The organism is Bifidobacterium sp. UMB1197 (assembly GCF_030217745.1).
GTDB classification, from domain to species: Bacteria; Actinomycetota; Actinomycetes; order Actinomycetales; family Bifidobacteriaceae; genus Bifidobacterium; species Bifidobacterium vaginale_B.
Map to the genome: position 1 here is coordinate 112,007 of NZ_JASOOL010000004.1, position 18,766 is coordinate 130,772.

Here is an 18,766-nt window from a genome sequence, read left to right on the forward strand (position 1 = left end):
AAGTTGGTAATTGGTAAAAGTAAAAGAAGGACAAAATGACGGTTGAGTTTCGGCCAGTTAAAATTAACGACATTGACGCAATCGTAGAAGAATACGAGCGCACATGGGGGATTGCGCATGCTGTTGGAGCAGACGCTTCGCGCAATCTTTCTAGGCGATTTGTGCTTCACTATTTGGAGCCTTCCACGTTTGGAACTGTTGCAACAATAAACGGCAAATTTATGGGGCTGCTGCTTGCGCGCGTGCATGGAGATAAAGTGCTGTTTAAGCAAGTGCAGAAGATGCTAGAAGAGCAAGAGGCAAAGATGTCTAGCAAAGGCGATTCTTTGCACGCAAAAGCGTTGGATTCTGCGATTGGCATGGGCCAGATTGAGCGCAAGTTAGAGGCGATGAGCCATATAAACGACTTAACTCAGGCAGAGTTGGAGCTTTTTATTGTTTCTCCAGATGCTCGCGGGCACGGAGTTGGGGGCGGATTGTGGAAGCGCACAATGCAACATTTGCGCAGCCGCGGAGTGAACCGCTACTTTTTGCACACAGATACAGCTTGCGATGTTAGTTTCTACGATTATCACGGGCTTAGGCGAGATGCTACGTGGGCTAAAAAAGATCACGAAAAGTATGCAGATCGCGTAAAAGACCTTGTTGAGGACTTGTACATATACTCGGGCGAGCCGTTTGTAAACCGCACCAGACGCACGCATCAGTCGCGTTGATTAACTGCGCTTAGACCACGCGAGTGATATTTCCTATTTCCTTGCTTGGTGTGTAGGAGGGCTGGCTAATTCTTGTCTCACAACGCTTCGCCTCTTACGTGTAGTTTGTTGTTGCGGTTGTTCCGATTTGGCTTTGATTTTGTTTTTGGTTTAAGTTTGTTTGTAGGCGTGTGTCATTGGGTTGTTTGGTATCGGCTGCCGCTCTTATACTGTTCGACCAAGAATCACCCAGCCCTCTTGCATGCTTGAACAATTTCGTATCGCTAGTCGCCTGAGATTCTCGATTTTTCTTGCTCTCTCGGCGAGTCACCATCTAGCGACGCTGAGGCTCGCTTCGATAGCTGCGAAAAATCTCGAATCTCTACCTAGCTTGCGCTATTAACTGCGCTTGCGCGTTACAATAATCCACCCAATTGATGCAATCGGGATCGCCACAAGCGTAGAAATCCACGGAACCATCATTCCGCCATGCGAACTCCACGCGTCAATCGCAAATCCCGCAACCATGGATCCAAGAGAGGCGCCAGTAGCTGATGCTGTTGGCAGCCAAGATAATCCTTCGGTAAGCGAATGCTCGGGAATTGTGTCTTTAACAATAAGGTTTCCAGTTGCAAAAATCGGCGAAACGCACAATCCACTCAAAAGCTCAAAAATGCTTAGAAGCACAAGTCTATCTATGTTAATGTTCATAAGAATAAAGCCAACAGTAAGCAGGCTTAGAAACACGATTAGGTGCGACCAGTTAGATCCGCGGAATTTATGAGAGCCAAAAATCACGGCTCCAACTAAAGACCCGCACGCAAACAGAGCAAGTTGCAAGCCTATGAGTTTGTCTAATCCTTGCGCGCGCATTGCTGCCGTAACGGATACGTCAAAAGCGCTAAAACTCATGTTAAAAACAAGGAACATAATAACAAGCGGTATGATTCCGCGGTAAAGAAGCACGTTTTTTGGCTTGTTTTTGCGATTTGTGTTCCTTAGCTGTTTTAGCGAAAGTTTGTCGATAAGCTTTGTTGCGTTACTGCTTTTCTGTACATCTTCGCTTTGATTGCTTATTGCATTTTGCACATCTTCATCGCTTGCGGGAGCTGTTTCTACTTGCACAATTTTAACAACCGCAGGTTGTGTGTTTTTAAGCGACAAGAACCATGCTCCGCCTAGTCCGCTTGCTAGAACTGGCACAAAAAGCTGCGATACAGGGTGAACGCTAGTGGCAAGCCATGCCGCAAGAATTGGCCCGAAAATAAACACAATCTCGTCGATTCCAGATTCCAGCGCGTACGCAACATTTAGCAGCGTGTCGTCGCTTTGATTTTTAAGCGTGTATGCCCAGCGTGTTCTAACAAGCGCGCCGAATGCAAACTGCGTAACGCCCATTAAAATTGCAAGCGCAAACAGTATTGGCAGTGGTATGTGAAAAAGCGCTGCGGTTGCAAAAGACAGCATGCATATAACTTGCGCACTTAGGGCGATTACACCCACTTTTCGCTGGCCGAATCTGTCAAAAAGCTTTGCGTATAATGGCGTTACGGCTGCTTGCGATAGCACGTATGCGGCGCTCATTGTGCCCGCAATCGTCCAATTGTTGTAAATGTGGTTTAAAGCTAGAACAATTCCTAGGCCCATCATCGAAATAGGCAGCCTTGCTATTGCTCCAGATATGCAAAACGCTCGTGTTCCTTCAAATGAGAACAATCTTACGTAGTTTGACATAGGCGAAGACTTTGGCTGCGCCGATTGCGATGACATATTCACTTCCCTTAAAATTTATACCGTTTAACGTTTTTAATATGATTGTTTTTGAGTGTCTTTCCAGTTTACAGTATGGCGTCAAAGTTTGCCGATGTTGTTTTGTTTTTCCCGGAAATGTACGTAAATTAGGTCAAATTTGGTACAAAGTGCGTCACATCGTTCGCGCGTTACAGCGCGCTCACGTCTTCGCCGCGTGTAAAGTCCACTGGACTTTACACCTGAGCGGCTCAGCGAATCGAGGTGATTTCTCGCGCATTACGCAGCTCGAAATCGTCGATTCGCCCGTGTTTGTTTACATTTTGGGTCAAATAGGGAACAAACGCGGGAATACTTTCGTATGTTTGTTTCTTTTTGCCCGTGTTTGTTTCCGTTTTTGGTGGTTTTGGGAACAAACGCAGGAAAATCGTTCGCGATTATCGCGATTATTGTGATTATCTTTTGACAAAAAGTATTGTAGAATTGATTTATAGATTTCAAATAAAACGGGAAGGCAAATCAATGTTTGGTTCACTTATTTATTCAGCTTCGGGATTGGCGAGTATTCAATCTGGTTCTGCAATAGTCGGCTCCTTGATTTTTGCAATCGTGGTAGTTCTTATTGGTCTTGGAATTAAAATTTGGAAAAAATACGGCAAGCACTAAAATCAGCCTAATATTTCCACTAATATTTCACTAATATTTTTCACTAGCACTTTCTGTTAGACACTTTCTGCTAGATATTTTCTGTTAGATATTTGCAGATAAAAGATAAATATTTGCCGTTACAGATAAATGTTTGCTGTTAAACATTAGCTGTTAATTATTCGTCATTAAATTTTTATTGCACGCGCGCAAGTCGCAGTTTTTGTGTGATTCCGTTGAGGCTTAACGATACAATAAAGTAGATGAGTGATACAACGACGCAATTGACGGATGAGATTCTTGCAGAGATTGTAGACTCTGTAAAAATTCCTCAATCCGCAGAGATAAACAATAAAAAGTCAACAAAAACTGTGAAAAAAGAAAATAAAACTACGAATAAAAATACAAAAACTAAAAAAACTAAAGACGCTGAATTGCATAAGGTGAGTAGGGCATCTAAGGGGTTTAAAGCGGTTAAAAGTTCTAAGACTACTTACAATGCGCTTCCGCCAGTGGTAAATGATCAGCGAGAGGGCGCGCTTGTTGCGCCTCCAAAGTATCGCAAGGGGTCAATGCGAATCGTTCCGCTTGGTGGTTTGGGCGAAATTGGCCGAAATATGAACGTTATTGAATATAATGGTCATATTTTGCTTATAGATTGTGGTGTTTTGTTCCCAGAAGAAGAGCAGCCAGGCGTAGACCTGATTCTTCCAGACTTCCACTACATTCAAAACAGACTAGACAAAGTAGATGCGCTAGTTTTAACTCACGGCCACGAAGACCACATTGGCGGCGTGCCATATTTGCTTAAAATGCGCCCAGATATTCCGCTAATCGGCTCTAAGCTTACTCTTGCGTTTGTTGAAGCAAAGTGCGAAGAACACAAGATTAAGCCAAAAACAATTCAGGTAGAAGGCCGCGCAAAGCTAAAAGTTGGCCCGTACAATCTGGAGTTTATTAGCGTAACTCACTCAATTCCAGACGCTCTTGCAGTGTGTGTAAAAACGCCAGCTGGAACGATTATAGACACGGGAGATATTAAGCTAGATCAGCTTCCATTAGACCATAGAATCACAGACTTGGTTGAATTTGGAAAGCTTGGCGAGCAGGGGATTGACCTATTAATGGCAGATTCTACTAACGCCGAGGTTCCAGGTTTTGTTAAGCCAGAAACTTCGATTGGCCCAGCTTTGGATCAGGCGTTTGCTAACGCATCTCGCAAGATAATCGTAGCAAGCTTCTCCAGCCACGTTCACCGCGTTCAGCAAGTGGTGGATGCTGCACACAAGTATGGCAGAAAAGTGGTGTTTGTTGGGCGCTCAATGGTTAGGAATATGTCTATTGCGGCCGATCTTGGCTACTTGCATATTCCAGAAAATACTGTTGCAGATTTAAAGCAAGCAAAAGATATTCAAGACGACAAGCTTGTGTATATGTGCACAGGATCTCAAGGCGAGCCGATGGCAGCACTTGGGCGAATCGCAGACGGAATACACAAAGATATTACGGTAAACGAGTTTGATACCGTTATTCTTGCAAGCTCCCTAATACCTGGAAATGAGCATGAGGTTTACAAGGTTATTAACAAGCTTGTGCAGATGGGCGCTCGCGTAATCAACAAAGACAATGCTGCTATTCACGTATCTGGTCATTGCAACGAGGGCGAGTTGCTTTACTTGTACAACATTGTTAAGCCAAAGTGCGCTATGCCAATTCACGGTGAACACAGGCATCTTGTTGCAAACGGTTTGATTGCTGTTAAAACGGGCGTAGACCCTAAGAATGTTGTTTTGGCAGAAGATGGCGATGTTGTGGACTTGTACCACGGAAATGCCGCTGTTGTTGGCTCTGTTCCATGCGGATACGTGTATGTTGACGGCGATTCTGTTGGCGAGCTTACCGACGAAGAGCTGGAAAAGCGCAGAATCCTTGGCACGGAAGGCTTTGTGTCTAGCTTTGTAGTGGTAAATACCGATAGCGCAGACGTTGTAACGGGGCCAAAGATTTACTTGAATGCTGTTGCAGAAGACGAGTCTGATTTTGAAAAAGTTCGATCTCAGATTGTTTTCCAGCTTCAAGATGCCATGATGCACGGCGAGAAAGACACGCACAAGCTTCAGCAGATTATGCGCAGAACGCTTGGAAGCTGGATTGCGCGTGCGCTGCGTAGGAAGCCAATGATTGTGCCAGTTGTTGCGGATCTTGCGCAAAAGGATTAGTCAAGCGATTAGTCTGCGATTAGTCTGCGATTAGTCTGCGATTAGTCAAAACTAATCAAGAATCAGCAAAATAGTCAAAATATAAGAAAAAATATAAAAAAATATAAGAAAAAATATAAGAAGATTAAGGAAGTTAATATGCCAGGAGCAAATCTGACTCGCGTAGAAGCTGCGGAGCGTTTTAGCGCTATCCAAATGCCAATTCACTACACTGTTGCACTTGATTTAGGCAAGGGCGGCCGTGATTTTAAGTCGCACACAAAGATTGAGTTTGGTGCAAAAGCTGGTGGAACAAGCTTCCTCGATTTGATTGCAAACAGCGTTGAATCCGTGGTGCTTAATGGCGTATCTCTTGATGTTTCTAAGGTTTTTGCAGATAGTCGCATCGAGCTTGCCAATTTAAACGCGCAAAACACAGTAGAAGTCGTAGCAAATTGCCAGTATTCCAACACGGGCGAAGGCTTGCACAGAAGCGTGGATCCTTCCGACGGCAACGTTTACCTTTACACGCAATTTGAGGTGCCAGATGCTCGCCGTGTTTACGCAGTGTTTGACCAGCCAGATTTGAAGGCTGTTTTTGACTTTAGTGTAGACGCTCCAGAAAGTTGGATTGTAACTTCCAACATGCCAGTAGTCAGCGAAACTGCGATTGAAGGCCGCAAGACGGAAGATGGCACTTTGGAAAATGGCGCTGTAGAAGGCATGAAGCGCTGGGTGTTTGAGTCAACTCCAAAAATGAGCTCCTACTTAACTGCGATTTGCGCAGGCCCTTACGCCGAGTGGCACACGTCTTACAACAACGAAGACGGCCGCGTAGTGCCAATGGCAATGTACTGCCGCCAGGCACTTAAAGACGCGTTTGCAAAAGACGTTGACTACTTGTTCGATATTACAAAGAAGGGTTTTGCCTTCTACGCTAAGACTTGGGGAGTGCCATATCCGTACGCAAAGTACGATCAGATTTACGTGCCAGAATACAACGCTGGAGCTATGGAAAACATTGGTATGGTTACAATTCGAGACCAGTACGTGTTTGAATCCAAAGTTACGGACGCATACGCTGAGCGCCGCGTTGTAACAGTTTTGCACGAGCTTGCGCACATGTGGTTTGGCGACTACGTAACCATGAAGTGGTGGAACGACTTGTGGCTTAACGAGTCTTTTGCTGAGTTTACGTCTACGCTTGCAACGGCTGAAGCAACCGAATGGCACGACGCTTGGAGCACTTTCAACTCTGGCGAAAAAAGCTGGGCGCTTAATCAAGATCAGCTTCCAACAACGCACCCAATCGTGGCTCCAATCAACGATTTGAACGACACCTCCGTCAACTTCGACGGCATTACCTACGCAAAGGGCGCTTCCGTTTTGAAGCAACTTGTGGCGTATGTTGGCCGAGAAAAGTTCTTTGAAGGAATTCACAACTACTTGAGCAAGCACGCTTATAGCAACGCAACTTTGGCCGATTTGTTGCACGAGTTAGAGCTTACAAGCGGTCGCGATCTTAAGGCTTGGAGCGCTCAGTGGCTTGAAAAAGCTGGAATTAACACGATTAGCACAGAAGTCGAAGAGGCTGGCGACGGCACTGGTACGATTGCTTCTTTGCGCTTGCGTCAAAGCGCCCCAGAAGAGCATCCTGTTTTGCGCGCACATCGCTTGGCTGTTGGTTTCTACAATGTGGACGAAGCAACTGGCGAAATTGTGCGTACAAAGCGAATCGAACTTGATGTTGACGGCGAAGTGACGGAAGTTGCGGAAGCGCGCGGATTGCAAATGCCTGCGCTTATTCTTGTAAACGACGACGATTTAACCTACACAAAGCTGCGATTTGACGCAAAGTCGCTTGAGTTTGCTGCCGAAAATCTTTACCGCTTTAAGGATTCTTTGACTCGCTCGCTTATTTGGCTTGCATTGTGGGACATGACTCGCGACGCAGAATTCCCAGCAGAACGCTTTGTGGAACTTAGCCTTAAGGCCTTGGCAACAGAGCGCGAATCTACGACTTTCCGCTATGCTCTTGGTCAAGTAAAGGTGACTGCAAGCCACTACGTGGTTCCTGAGCGCCAAGCGCAAGTTGCAAAGCATGTGGCTCACGAACTCTGGCAGTTGGCTTTGGCGGCTAACGCTGGCTCGGACGAACAGTTCCAGCTGCTAAAGGCTTATCTTGGTTACGGCGAAGTTGGAGATAGCGAGTTTGTGCAAATCGCTAACGGACTTCTTGACGGTTCTGTGCGCTTAGAAGGCTTGGAAATCGACAACGACTTGCGTTGGAGCATTCTTATTGCGCTCGCAGGCGTAAATGCTTTGGACGAAGCTGGAATCGATGCGGAACTCGCTAAGCGAGACACTACCGAGAATCGCGAATACGCTTACCAGGCTCGCGCGGCTCGTGCAACTGCAGAAGCTAAGGATTGGGCTTTTGAACAGGCTTTGCGTAATCTCGATTTGACTAATATGCAGATGGGTGCTGTTGTTGCTGGATTTGCAAGCACCGCTAAAGGCGATTTGGTTAAGCCTTACGTTAAGCGCTACTTTGCGGAAGTTGAGTGGATTTGGAAGAATCGCACATTCCACATGGCAGAAACTTTGATTGAAGGCTTGTATCCAAATTATGCAGATGTAGACGAGTTGGTTGAGAGTGGGCAGCGCTGGCTTGATGAGCATAAGGATGCGGATCAGGCTTTGCGCCGCATGGTGCTTGGCAAGCTGGATTCTTCTCGCCGCACGCTTAAAGTGCAGCATTACAACGCTTCGCTTTAGTTTTTTGCTTGTTACTGTTTGAAGTAAAGAGTTAAAAACCGCGGTTTGGATTTTGCCTTACCGCGGTTTTTGTTGTTTTTGGCTGATTTTCGTTACATTTGCATCTTTGATGAGACAAATATAACGCAAGCGGTTTTCCTTGCTTGGTGTTGCTATAGGGCTGGGTAATTCTGCGTTCGCGCGGATTAGCCGCGTTTGTAGCTCTAATCGTCGTGTTTAGCTACAAAGTGCGGAAAAGATTGACGGGTTTTGTACGTGATTTGGCTCAAATTTGGTACAAAGTGCGGAGTTGTGTTCCGCTTTTTGTACGTGATTTAGGTGTAATTTGGTACAAAATGCGCGGGCGCGACGACCTGCCTTCGAGCTTAAAGCGTAGCGCGAGAAGGCAATTTGGAGCGCTGAGCAGCTCAAGGCAGAAGCACTGCTTCTGCGCTGCGAAGACGTGAGCGCGGCTAATCCGCGCGAGCGATTTTACCGAGAATGTTGTTCGAATCGGGAAAATCTGCAACAAAAAACCGCGGCAGACGAGTCGGTGAAGACTGGTCAACCGCGGTTTTTATTTGTTATTTAGTTTTGATTACGCGCGACGATGGCGAGCTAAGTAGGTGCCGCCTCCGATTGCTGCGATTCCTGCAACAACAGCAGCTAGAGCTGCAACAACCTTAAGCGTAGTGCTGTTGGACGCGCTTTGCGCACCGTCTTGAGCGCCGCCTGCCGCCTGAGCGTTCTTAGACTCATCCTTAGACTCGCTCTTGGAATCATTCTTGGAATCGCTCTTAGACTTGCTCTTTGCAGAATCTTTAGCAGCATCTTTTGCGGACTCGCTCTTAGCATCATCCTTCTTAGCCTCGTCTGCCTTGGCAGCGTTCTTGGCTGCAGCCTTAGCTCCAGCCACTAGTGCGGCTGCGATGCGATTGGCGCTGGATGCGCTAAGAGTGTTAGCGTGCTCTGCGCCTGCAACATTATTCGCTGCAACACCATTAGCGCCCTGAGTGTTAGCGCCGTTTGCGCCGTTTGCACTCTGCGATTGTGCGGCTGGAACAGCAGCGTGGAATCCGAGTTGCTCGCTGCCGAACAAGTTGTTTGCGTATCCTGCAAGATACTTGCTGTACCAGTTGCTGCTGCTGTAGCCAGAGCCTCCAGCATAATCGCCGCCAGGCTCTTCACCAGGCTCTTCAACAGACGCAGAGCCAGAGCCAGGCGTTATGTCTTCGATGCTTGGGGATGGGACAGGGGATGGTGCAGGTGGCTCTGGAGATGGCGTAGGTTCTGGGTCTTTTACGTTATCATTGAGCGCCTTGGCGTTATCGTTCAACGTAGTTGTCAACGTTTCAAGCTTTGAAGTGTAGTCCGTCAAATCTTGTTGCATCTGCGTGAATTGCCCAATTGCAGCAGCAAACTTAGCAGTGTACTTTGCTTTAGCCTTTTCAGGCAGCTTATCGATTATTGCTTTAAACTTAGTTTCAGCAGCCTTAACAGTCTTTTGTACTGCTTCAACCTTAGCTTTGGCGGCTTTAAGAGTCTGCTGAGCTTGCACAACCCTATCCTGAGCAGCCTTAACAGTCTTTTTAGCTGCAACAACCTTATCTTTTGCCTTGGCAACAGCATTAGTAGCTTGAGTTAATGCAGTAGCCTTTTCAGATGCTGTTTGATTAGCTGCGTCAAGAGCATTGCTAATTTGGGTCTGCTCTTCGATTGCCTTATCAAGCTTGCCTTGAGCAGTGTCAATCCTACCTTGAGCATCTTTAGACTTTTGAGCTTCAGAATTGATTGTTGCATCCAAGGTTTGGATTTGCTTGTTCAAATCCTTAACCTTCTGATTTGCAGCCTTAAGCGCTTCATCTGCTTGTTTCTTAGCTGCTTCTGCATCTTTAACCGCCTGCTGTGCTTTATCTACATTGCCTTGGGCAGTATTAACAGCCTCAGTCAAACCATCAATCTTGGTTTGCTGCCCAGTAACCTTCTGGCGCGCCTGCTGAGCTTCGGTCTGCTTCTTCTGCGCGGCATCCTTAAGACCGGTCAACTCAGTTTGAAGTGTCTTCAGCTCGCCCTTAAGCTGAGCAATCTTTGCTTGCTTTTGTTCATCGCTCTGGCTCTGTGCCTGCTGAACCTTAGCGTTCTCCTGATTGTACTTCTGCTCAGCTGTATCCTCCTCGGCCTTTAACTTATTGTATTTTTCTAGAGCCTCATGCTTAGTCTTGTTTGCTTTTCGAAGTTCATCTTTAGCATCGTTAAACTCCATCTGAGCTTTAAGAACCTTTTGGCTTAACTTGGTTACGCTGTTTTCTGCAAGAGAATCAGCCTTGCTTTCTTCCGTAATAACCTCGTAAGTTTTTTGGAATAAAGCTTTATCTGCTTTGTTCTCTGCGGCTGCTAAATCGGCTAAATCGCGAGCATTGCTTGGCTCCAGTTTCTTTTCGCCATTATTCGTAACCTTAGCTATGTAATCGGTTAGAAGCTTGTTATAGTCATCTGCACTAATGCTCTTTTCGGAGTTGCCATGCCACACAGCAACATCGTAAATAAGCTCTTTTCCATCTTTTGTATAATCTATGGCTGTGTCAGCTTCTGCAAAGCCTGCAGCCGTATTGTTTCTAGCAATAAAATTCAAATAATGCCCAACTGCTTCGCCAAATGCATCCTGAGCCTCTTTTTTAGCAGAATCATTTTCGAATAATTGAGGAGCATTCCCAGTGCTAGTGTAATTAGTAAAATCATACCTGTGCTCCTGCAAGAACGTTTTACCAGCTTTTGTAAGAGTGTAAGTAGTGCTGCCATCAGACCACTTTCCAGTACTTAAAGCATCGTCATAAATCTTCTTTTCCCTGTCATACCAGCCATCCATAGCGTTAAACTTACTTGTAGCGTGTACTGGTTTATTAGGATCTGCGTTACTATCGAAATAAAAGCTTCCGTTAATATTTTTTGCTCTATTAGGATCATCTCCGTCGAATTCGCCCCACGCAAGATTCTCGTCTGAATCAGAATATGCGTGAGACTTTAGCTGATCTTTAGAGTTCTTGTCTACGCCATGCTCCCAATCAAAATTAGCCGCGTGATCTTGAATCGTAGAAGAATAGAAGGAGTGAATTATGCTCTCTGCAATAAGGCTCAAGCGAACTCCAACAGTAGGAAGACCAGCATTTTCTTCTGAGCGAACCCTATTAAGAGCTGCATAATATGTAGCCGCTTCTTTAAGATTTTGCAAGGAATCAGGCCCACCAACTCGATGCAGCTTCTTTAAGTAAGCCGCCCAAATAGGAGCCTTTGCTGGTTCTGTTCCTGAACTATATTTCGTCTTACCGATTTTAAATGTTATTTCTGTAGGCGTAAAAGTTTTACCCTTAATTATATCTTGAGCGCGCTTGGCGTCTGCAATAAGGTCGGCGTTACCTTCATTTCCTTTTGCGGTTTCTGTTTCAATTACATACTCCAAGAAGCCTTCAAAGCCCCTCTCAACATCTGGGTCGAGTCCGTCTGTGTGTGCTTTCTCGTAATTTCTGCTTGCGTTTCCAGCAGCGTCGTCAAGCAATTTAATGTTCTTTTTATAAGACTCGTTATTATGAAGAGCGTCTTCTGCTGCTGTTAACGCCTTCTCCTTATTCGTTGCAACAGTGTTTTTGGAGCTAGCTTCAGCAGCTGCATTATCTGACTCAATCTTGGCTTGATCTGCAGCATCTTTAGCCTTAGTTGCAGCCTCTTTAAGTGCCTGCAGTTGCTTGTTTGTTGCAGCAGTTCCTGGTTGTTCAAGAGCCTTTTTATCGGCTTCCTTTTGCTTTATTTCGTCCTGCTTCTTTTGTACAGCTTCATTTGCCTGTGTCTGAGCCTGCTCGGCTTGTTTTGCTTGTTCTTCTAGCTGTTTTTTATCAATCTCAGCTTGTGCAAGCTTGCCCTGTTTGGCTTTTAGCTTTTCTTCGGCGGCTTTTTGATTGTCAGTTTCTGTTTTTACTTTATTTTCGGCATCTTTTAGAGTTTGCTTATCTTTTTCAACTTCGCCTTGAGCAGCCGCTTTATCTTTCTCAGCCTGAGTTTTATCGTTTGTGGCCTTCTCCTTGGCGTCGTCGGCAGCTTGCTTATCGGCTTGTTCTTTTTCTAAAGCAGCTTGCTTTTTTTCAACATCTTTGTTGGCTTTATCTAGTTCGCCTTCCTTGTCTTTAACGTATTGATCTGCCTGGTCTTTAGCGGTTTGATCCTGCTGTTCGTTATCTTTAGCGTTCTTATACTCATTATTTGCTTCTGTTGCAGCCTGTTCCGCTTCTGTTGCTTCCGCTTTTGCTTCGGTTACACCTTCTCCAGCCTTTTTTACAGTTGTATCTGCCTCGTCAGCTTGTTGAGTAGCATTTTCAAGCTCTTGCTTAGCGTTATTATTTGCAGTTTTTTGTTCATCGGTGAAGTTGCTGTCGTCAATCTTATCATCTGCTGGAGTCGACTGAGAAGCGCCGCCCTGATCACCAGTCCCGCCATGGCCGCCAGTAGAGCCGCTGCCTTGACTGCCAGTTGGAGCCACAACAGGCGTCGTCGTTGGCTGCGCTGGCGTTGTCTCAGTGGTTTGCGCGTTTGCAACGCCCGCCATTGCGAATAATGCAAGGGAACTTGCGCCTAAAGATATTGCTGCTGCGAGTTTAGCGTTCATGATTAGCTTCTCCTCTTGTTGGTGGTGAATCGCAGTTTTTTAGTGTTTGCAAGAATTGTTGAATACCGCAATGTTTTGCGATTAAGCGTCTCGCTATCATTGCGATTTTCTCTTTAACCTTGCTTCTTCGGATTATTATAATCTGCTACGGGGGGGGGGTATCAAGTTTTTTAGCAATCTTACCAAATAACTATGGATTAATTTTTTATGCAGCGTGTTTATTTTAAAAAATACTAAAACCATGTGCAGCGTAGAAATTCAATAGCGATTTTTAATGTACATTCCTAATAAGAAAATAGGGAAATGTAAACTGAATCTAGGTTGATTAAGATTAAGTTGATTAAAGATTAAAATCAAGGAGTCGCAAGATGGCAGAAGATATGCATCAATCAACGCCAACAACACATGGTGAGCAACTAAACGCGGATGGCACGCAAAAAGCGCAAGACCGCGTAAACAATCGATCTTTGCGTCCAAACAGCGATTCCTTTAAAGAGTTTATGACTAGCGGCTGGGATAATCAGGAGCCTCAAATCGAACCGCTTGAATCTTCAAAATACACACCAGCGCGTCTAGAGGCGCTTGGCAAGCGATTCCCAGGCGAACGCCTTGTTATTCCAGCAGGCCAGCCAAAAGTGCGCAATAACGATTGCGACTACGCTTTTAGGCCAGATACGACTTTCGCATATTGCACTGGATTGGGCCAGGATTACGAGGCTGGCGCGGTGCTTGTGCTTGAGCCAGTGCAACCAGGCAGCGACGAGGAAGCGGCTGGCAAAACACATGTTCCGCAGCTTTTTGTGGCACCTCGCGCAGACAATAGCACTGCTGCGTTCTACAAAGATCCGCACTACGGCGAATATTGGGTTGGCCCTCGCGCAGGACTTAAAGAGCTTAAGGCTATGACTGGCATTGAAACGCGAGACATTGCGGAGCTTGACGACGCGCTTGCAAAAAACGTTAGCGACGATAATAGCGCTGCCGAAAGCGTGCGCGTGCGAATTGTGCGCGAGTCGGATGCTGATTTAACAGCGCGCGTAGATGCGCTAAGGGAAGCAAGCGGATTTAGCGACGAAGATGCAAACATTGCTGCAGACGATAAGTTGCACGAAGTGGCCGCCGAAGCGCGAATGCTTAAAGACGCTTACGAGATTGGCGAAATGCGCAAGGCTATTGCTGCTACAAAGTTAGGCTTTGACCGCATGCTCACGCGTTTGCCTCAAGCTTTGGGCAAGGAGCATTCTGAGCGCATGATTGAAGGCGCTTTTAATTCCGTTGCGCGTGAAGTTGGCAACGAAGTTGGCTACGATACAATTGTTGCTTCTGGCAAGCACGCTCCAATTTTGCATTGGATGCGCAACACGGGCGTGGTTTCTAGCGGTGATCTTCTTTTGATTGATGCAGGCGTAGAAGTCAACAGCCTTTACACGGCAGATATTACGCGAACTTTCCCAACCAATGGCAAGTTTACGGATTTGCAAAAGAAGCTTTACCAGTGCGTTCTCGATGCTCAGCAGGCTGGTTTTGAGGCGGCTAAGCCGGGCGCCACTTACAGCGACATTCATCACGCTTGCATGCGCGTGCTTGCGGAGCATTTGCACGAGTGGGGCATTCTAAAGGTTAGCGTTGAGGAATCGCTTTCGCCGCAAGGTCAGCAGCATCGCCGTTGGCATGCTTGCGGTGTTGCTCACCACTTGGGTCTAGATGTTCACGATTGCGCTCAAGCTCGCTACGAGGCGTATCAAGGTGCGAAGATTACTCCAGGAATGATTTTTACAATCGAGCCTGGCTTGTACTTTGCTGCCAATGATCTTATGCTTCCGCCAGAAATGCGCGGAATTGGAATCCGCATTGAAGACGATGTTTTGATGACGGAGAATGGTCCTGAATGGCTTTCTATTGATATTCCTAAGCAAATCGAAGATGTTGAAGCTTGGATGGCTCAGCGCGCTGCTAAGTAGTGTGCTGCTATCTAAACGGATTATTTAGGATTATTTAGAATCATCTAAGACTATCTAAATTAATTATCTAATCTTTACGCAATAATGTTGTTATAGCACTTAGTTGTTATAACAACATTACTTTATTGCGGTTTATGTGGCTTATGTGCTACATATGCTCTATATGTTTCATGCGTTTTATACATTTATGTGTTTTATGCATTTATGTGACTTGTTGCAATAAAGATGTTGATTAACGAGTCGCAGCCAAAATCATCGATACTCTCGAAAGGAATACAATGACTAAGCCAATCGTTCTTTCACTTGGAGAACTACTGTGGGATTTGCTTCCCCAAGGAAAACGAGTTGGAGGTGCTCCAGCAAACTTTGCGTACCATGCGCAGTGCAATGGTGCAGAAAGCTACGTTATTAGTGCTGTTGGAGAAGATTCTCTTGGCAATGAACTTGTTGAAGAAGTTGAAAAAGCAGGGATTGAGCACGTTATTCAGCGCAATGCTTGGCCAACTAGTACGGTAGATGTTTCGCTTAGAAATGGCATTCCAGAGTACACGATTGTGCGAAACATTGCGTGGGATCATATTGTTTATACGCGTGAACTTGTGGACCTTGTTAGCAAAGCAGACGCCATTTGCTTTGGCACGCTTAGCTTAAGATCGCAAGAAACGCACGATACTGTTTTGGAGCTTTTAAAGCACACCAAGCCAAACGCCATGAAGTTCTTCGATATTAACATTCGTAGCGATCATTATTCAAAGGATTTGATTGACGCTCTTCTTAAAGAGGCAACTGTTTTTAAGCTTAACGATTCCGAGCTGCTTCTTCTTAGAGATATGTTTAATATTCGCGAAACTTCCGACAATGAGGCTTGCAAATGGTTCCAGGCGCGCTACGGTTTGGATTACGTGATTTTGACTGGCGGATCTACTTTTAGCGCAATCTTTACCAAGAATGGCGAAAGCTCTACCTACCCAACTCCTCATGTGGAAGTTAACGACACGGTTGGCGCTGGCGATTCGTTCTCTGGCACTTTTGCTGCAAGGATTTTGGCTGGCGATTCGCTTAAAGACGCGCATCGTGCTGCAATCAACACTGCTGCGTACGTTTGCACTCAGGCGGGCGCGTGGCCAGAGTACCCGAGCGAAATCCCAGACTATCTTTCTAAAGCAGGACTGTAGTCTGTAAGAATATAAACAAAAAGCTTCAACTTGTAAGATGAATTAGGTAATTCCTAGAATCAAACGAGTTGAAGCTTTTTTATACGCCATTAAGGCGATTATTTGGTGGGGCCTCAGGGGCTTGAACCCTGGACCGACGGATTATGAGTCCGTTGCTCTAACCGACTGAGCTAAAGCCCCACGCTAACAAAGTTAGCAACGACCAGATTAGCACACACCCATAAACGTTTAACACGCTACGATTAGCTAGATGTTTAGTGCTATGTTTAGCGCGCAAAGTGCATGGGTGTATGCAAGGCAAGTCGCAAGCAGCTTTAGAGCAAAACTTACGCCACTACTTCTTGGTCTCTTCCAGAGGCAAAATTGCTCAAAACTCCAGTCTTACGAACAGCAACGAACAAAAGCCAAGGAACAATGCCTGCAATCACAAAGCCGCTTATAAGCTCGCAAATCATGTGAATTGTAAGATAGTTTGCGCTCTTGCCCTGGTAAACCACAAACATTAGGTAAATACCATATTCCAGCGCGGTAAGTGTGCCAGAAATTACGCTTAAAGTAAGATTGTACTTTTTGTAGCGAGCGATGGCAAAAGGAATCTCGCTAAACACGGCTTGCAATGCAGCAGAAGCCAAAACCATAAACGCAGAGAATTGCTGGCCAAGAATGTTCTCAAACACGGCGCCAACAACGTTTACGTAAATCGCAGCACCAGGCTTGCGGATTAAAAGCAGTGCAAGTGGGCCAGAAAGGTACCAAACGCCGTGCAAAATGCTGCCAAAACCAGGCAAAATTGTGCGCAAAATAGGGGAGATTTGAGAGAAGAATATGATTGTAAAGCCCCAGTAGATTACGCCAAACAAGGCAGCCAGAGCAGCGCCGAGAGATATGTCTGCAACGCGCCATTTAAGGCTTGCGATTGTTGTTGGGGCAGGATCCGCGTTTTCGCGGGCCTTATCGGTTATTGGGGTTGTTGTATTGCTTTCGGACTCGTTGTCTAGAATATCACTCATTAGTGTTCCTAACTGTTGATTGCTGCGCATTGTAATTTCTTTAAGCGTTCCTCGACCTACGCAGCCTGGGCAGAAACGCCAACGTGTACTTTACCATCTAAGAGCCATAAACACGCCTTTTTTGCGCAAATTTTGTGTGATTTGTAACATTTTTGACTATTGCAGAAATTTATAACGCGCTATAAAACCGATTATTCAACGCAAGTGAACAATGTTTACGCGACGACCTGCCTTTTCGCTTGAGAAGCATAGCGCGCGAGCGATATTTCCCGAGTTTGTACGTGATTTGGGTGGAATGTGGTACAAAGTGCGGAGTTGTTTTCCGCGTTTTGTACCACGACACGCCGTAAATCAGGTACAAAACACTACGGTTATTAATCTAGATAGTTGGAAAAATGAGCGAAAACGTAAATCCGAAAACGTAAATCAAAAATAGGGGAGCCAAAATGTCGATGGAACATCCAAATCGCAGCAATGAGCGAATTGTTGACGTTGAGCGAGATATTATGAGCCGCGCTCCAGAGCATAATAAAACGAATCTTGATTTAGACAGAATGCGCTTAATCCTTGATATTTTGGGGCATCCAGAGCAGTCGATGCATGTGATTCACATTACTGGCACTAACGGCAAAGGTTCCACGGCGCGCATGGCGGAGGCGATTTGCCGCGCGTACGGTTTGCGCACAGGTCTTTACACTTCGCCGCATTTGCAGCGCGTAAACGAGCGAATTATGATTGACGGCCAAGAAATTAGCGATGACCAGTTTGTTGATGTGTTTGATCAAATGAAAGACATTATAAACATGGTTGATGCGCGCATGGACGCCGATGGCAAGCCGCGCATGAGCTTTTTTGAAGTGCTTACGGCTATGGCGATTTGGGCTTTTGCTGACGCTCCTGTAGATGTTGCCGTGATGGAAGTTGGCATGGGTGGCGAATGGGACGCAACTAATGTTATGAACGCAGATGCTGCGATTATTGGCCCTGTAGACATGGACCACATGCAATGGCTTGGAAACACGGTTGAAGAGATTGCGCGCACAAAAGCGGGTATTATTAAGCCAAATTGCACTGTGATTTTGGGGCCGCAGCCACACGAATCGCAAGTTTTGCCGATTATTCAAGAGGTGGCAAATCGCAATAATGCCAAGCTTTTACGCGACTTTAGTGACGGTAGTGGCGAGTTAGAGGTTGTTTCGCGCATGCCAGCTGTTGGCGGGCAAGTGGCCACTTTGCGAACTCCAAATGGCGTTTATACGGATGTTCCGATTGACAAGTTTGGTGTACATCAGTCGCATAATGCGTTGGCGGCGCTTGCTGCTGCGGAGGTTGTTCTGCCTGTAAATGGCGCTTTAGACGGCGATTTGGTTGCCGAGGCTTTGAGTCAAGTTAAGGTTCCGGGCCGCATTGAGCAAGTTCGTACTTCTCCAACGATTATTATTGACGGCGGTCACAATGTTAACGCTGCCGAGTCGCTCCGTAAAACAATCGAAGAAAACTATAATTTTGAGCAGCTTATTGGCGTTGTGGCAATGATGGCAGATAAGCAAGTTGAAGAATACTTGGGTGTGCTTGAGCCGATTTTAACTAAGATTATTGTTACGCGTAACTCTTGGCGAGACCGCGTTATGGACCCTAAAGACCTAGAGAAGATTGCGATTGGCGTGTTTGGTAAAGATCGCGTGATTCGCGTTGACGATCTTCCAGACGCTATTCAAACGGCAGTGAATCTTGTTGACGAAGACGATGAGCTTGGAGTGGGGTATGGTCACGGAGTGCTGATTTGCGGCAGCTTTGTTACCGCAGGAGATGCGCGCACCATGCTGATTGAGCGCGTTAATCCAGACTTAAAGAAGCCAAAAGATCAACGCGCTAACATTCATCCAAATCTTGCGGAATGACTTTAGACTTTAGCTGCGGAT

The 18,766-nt window shown here is 45.9% G+C and carries 10 protein-coding genes and 1 tRNA gene; 7 read left to right on the forward strand and 4 right to left on the reverse strand.

Annotated elements, in window-relative coordinates:
* The first annotated feature begins 35 nt into the window (after window positions 1-35).
* On the forward strand, window positions 36-716 hold the full coding sequence (locus QP420_RS03705) for a GNAT family N-acetyltransferase (RefSeq protein WP_060786549.1): 681 nt from the start codon (window positions 36-38) through the stop codon (window positions 714-716).
* A gap of 378 nt (window positions 717-1,094) precedes the next feature.
* Here the strand turns inward: QP420_RS03705 and QP420_RS03710 are convergent, their stop codons facing one another.
* Entirely contained in the window at window positions 1,095-2,465 is a 1,371-nt protein-coding gene (locus tag QP420_RS03710) for an MFS transporter (RefSeq protein WP_481616577.1), read from the reverse strand.
* Window positions 2,466-2,966: 501 nt separating this feature from the next.
* Here QP420_RS03710 and QP420_RS03715 point away from each other — a divergent pair.
* The 3 genes from QP420_RS03715 (at window position 2,967) to pepN (ending at window position 8,065) form a co-directional block, all read left to right on the forward strand.
* Window positions 2,967-3,110 carry a hypothetical protein gene (locus QP420_RS03715; RefSeq protein ID WP_081090992.1) on the forward strand — a complete coding sequence of 48 codons (144 nt, stop codon included), beginning with the start codon at window positions 2,967-2,969 and terminating at the stop codon, window positions 3,108-3,110.
* 242 nt (window positions 3,111-3,352) lie between these two features.
* Window positions 3,353-5,308, forward strand: a complete 1,956-nt coding sequence (locus QP420_RS03720) for a ribonuclease J (RefSeq protein WP_481616578.1) — start codon at window positions 3,353-3,355, stop codon at window positions 5,306-5,308.
* Between the two features lie 138 nt (window positions 5,309-5,446).
* A complete protein-coding gene (gene pepN, locus QP420_RS03725) occupies window positions 5,447-8,065 on the forward strand; it encodes an aminopeptidase N (RefSeq protein WP_481616579.1) in 2,619 nt (872 codons plus the stop codon).
* A 577-nt stretch (window positions 8,066-8,642) separates the two neighbouring features.
* Here pepN and QP420_RS03730 read toward each other — a convergent pair.
* The gene (locus QP420_RS03730; protein ID WP_481616580.1) at window positions 8,643-12,698 is read right to left on the reverse strand and encodes a hypothetical protein; all 4,056 of its coding nucleotides are present in this window, start codon (window positions 12,696-12,698) and stop codon (window positions 8,643-8,645) included.
* 380 nt (window positions 12,699-13,078) lie between these two features.
* Between QP420_RS03730 and QP420_RS03735 the strand changes: the two genes are divergently transcribed.
* Complete coding sequence (locus QP420_RS03735) at window positions 13,079-14,659, forward strand: aminopeptidase P family protein (protein ID WP_481616596.1); 1,581 nt, start codon at window positions 13,079-13,081, stop codon at window positions 14,657-14,659.
* Window positions 14,660-14,937: 278 nt separating this feature from the next.
* A complete protein-coding gene (locus QP420_RS03740; protein ID WP_415689389.1) occupies window positions 14,938-15,834 on the forward strand; it encodes a carbohydrate kinase family protein in 897 nt (298 codons plus the stop codon).
* 103 nt (window positions 15,835-15,937) lie between these two features.
* On the opposite strand, the gene QP420_RS03745 is transcribed toward QP420_RS03740, so the two are convergent.
* Window positions 15,938-16,014, reverse strand: a tRNA-Ile gene (locus QP420_RS03745).
* 146 nt (window positions 16,015-16,160) lie between these two features.
* Window positions 16,161-16,844, reverse strand: coding sequence for an ECF transporter S component (locus QP420_RS03750; protein ID WP_060787184.1), 684 nt, complete (start codon window positions 16,842-16,844; stop codon window positions 16,161-16,163).
* Between the two features lie 446 nt (window positions 16,845-17,290).
* On the opposite strand from QP420_RS03750, the gene QP420_RS03755 reads away from it, so the two are divergent.
* Window positions 17,291-18,745 (forward strand): bifunctional folylpolyglutamate synthase/dihydrofolate synthase, encoded by a 1,455-nt coding sequence (locus QP420_RS03755; protein ID WP_481616581.1) that lies wholly within the window; start codon window positions 17,291-17,293, stop codon window positions 18,743-18,745.
* The last annotated feature ends 21 nt before the right edge of the window (window positions 18,746-18,766 follow it).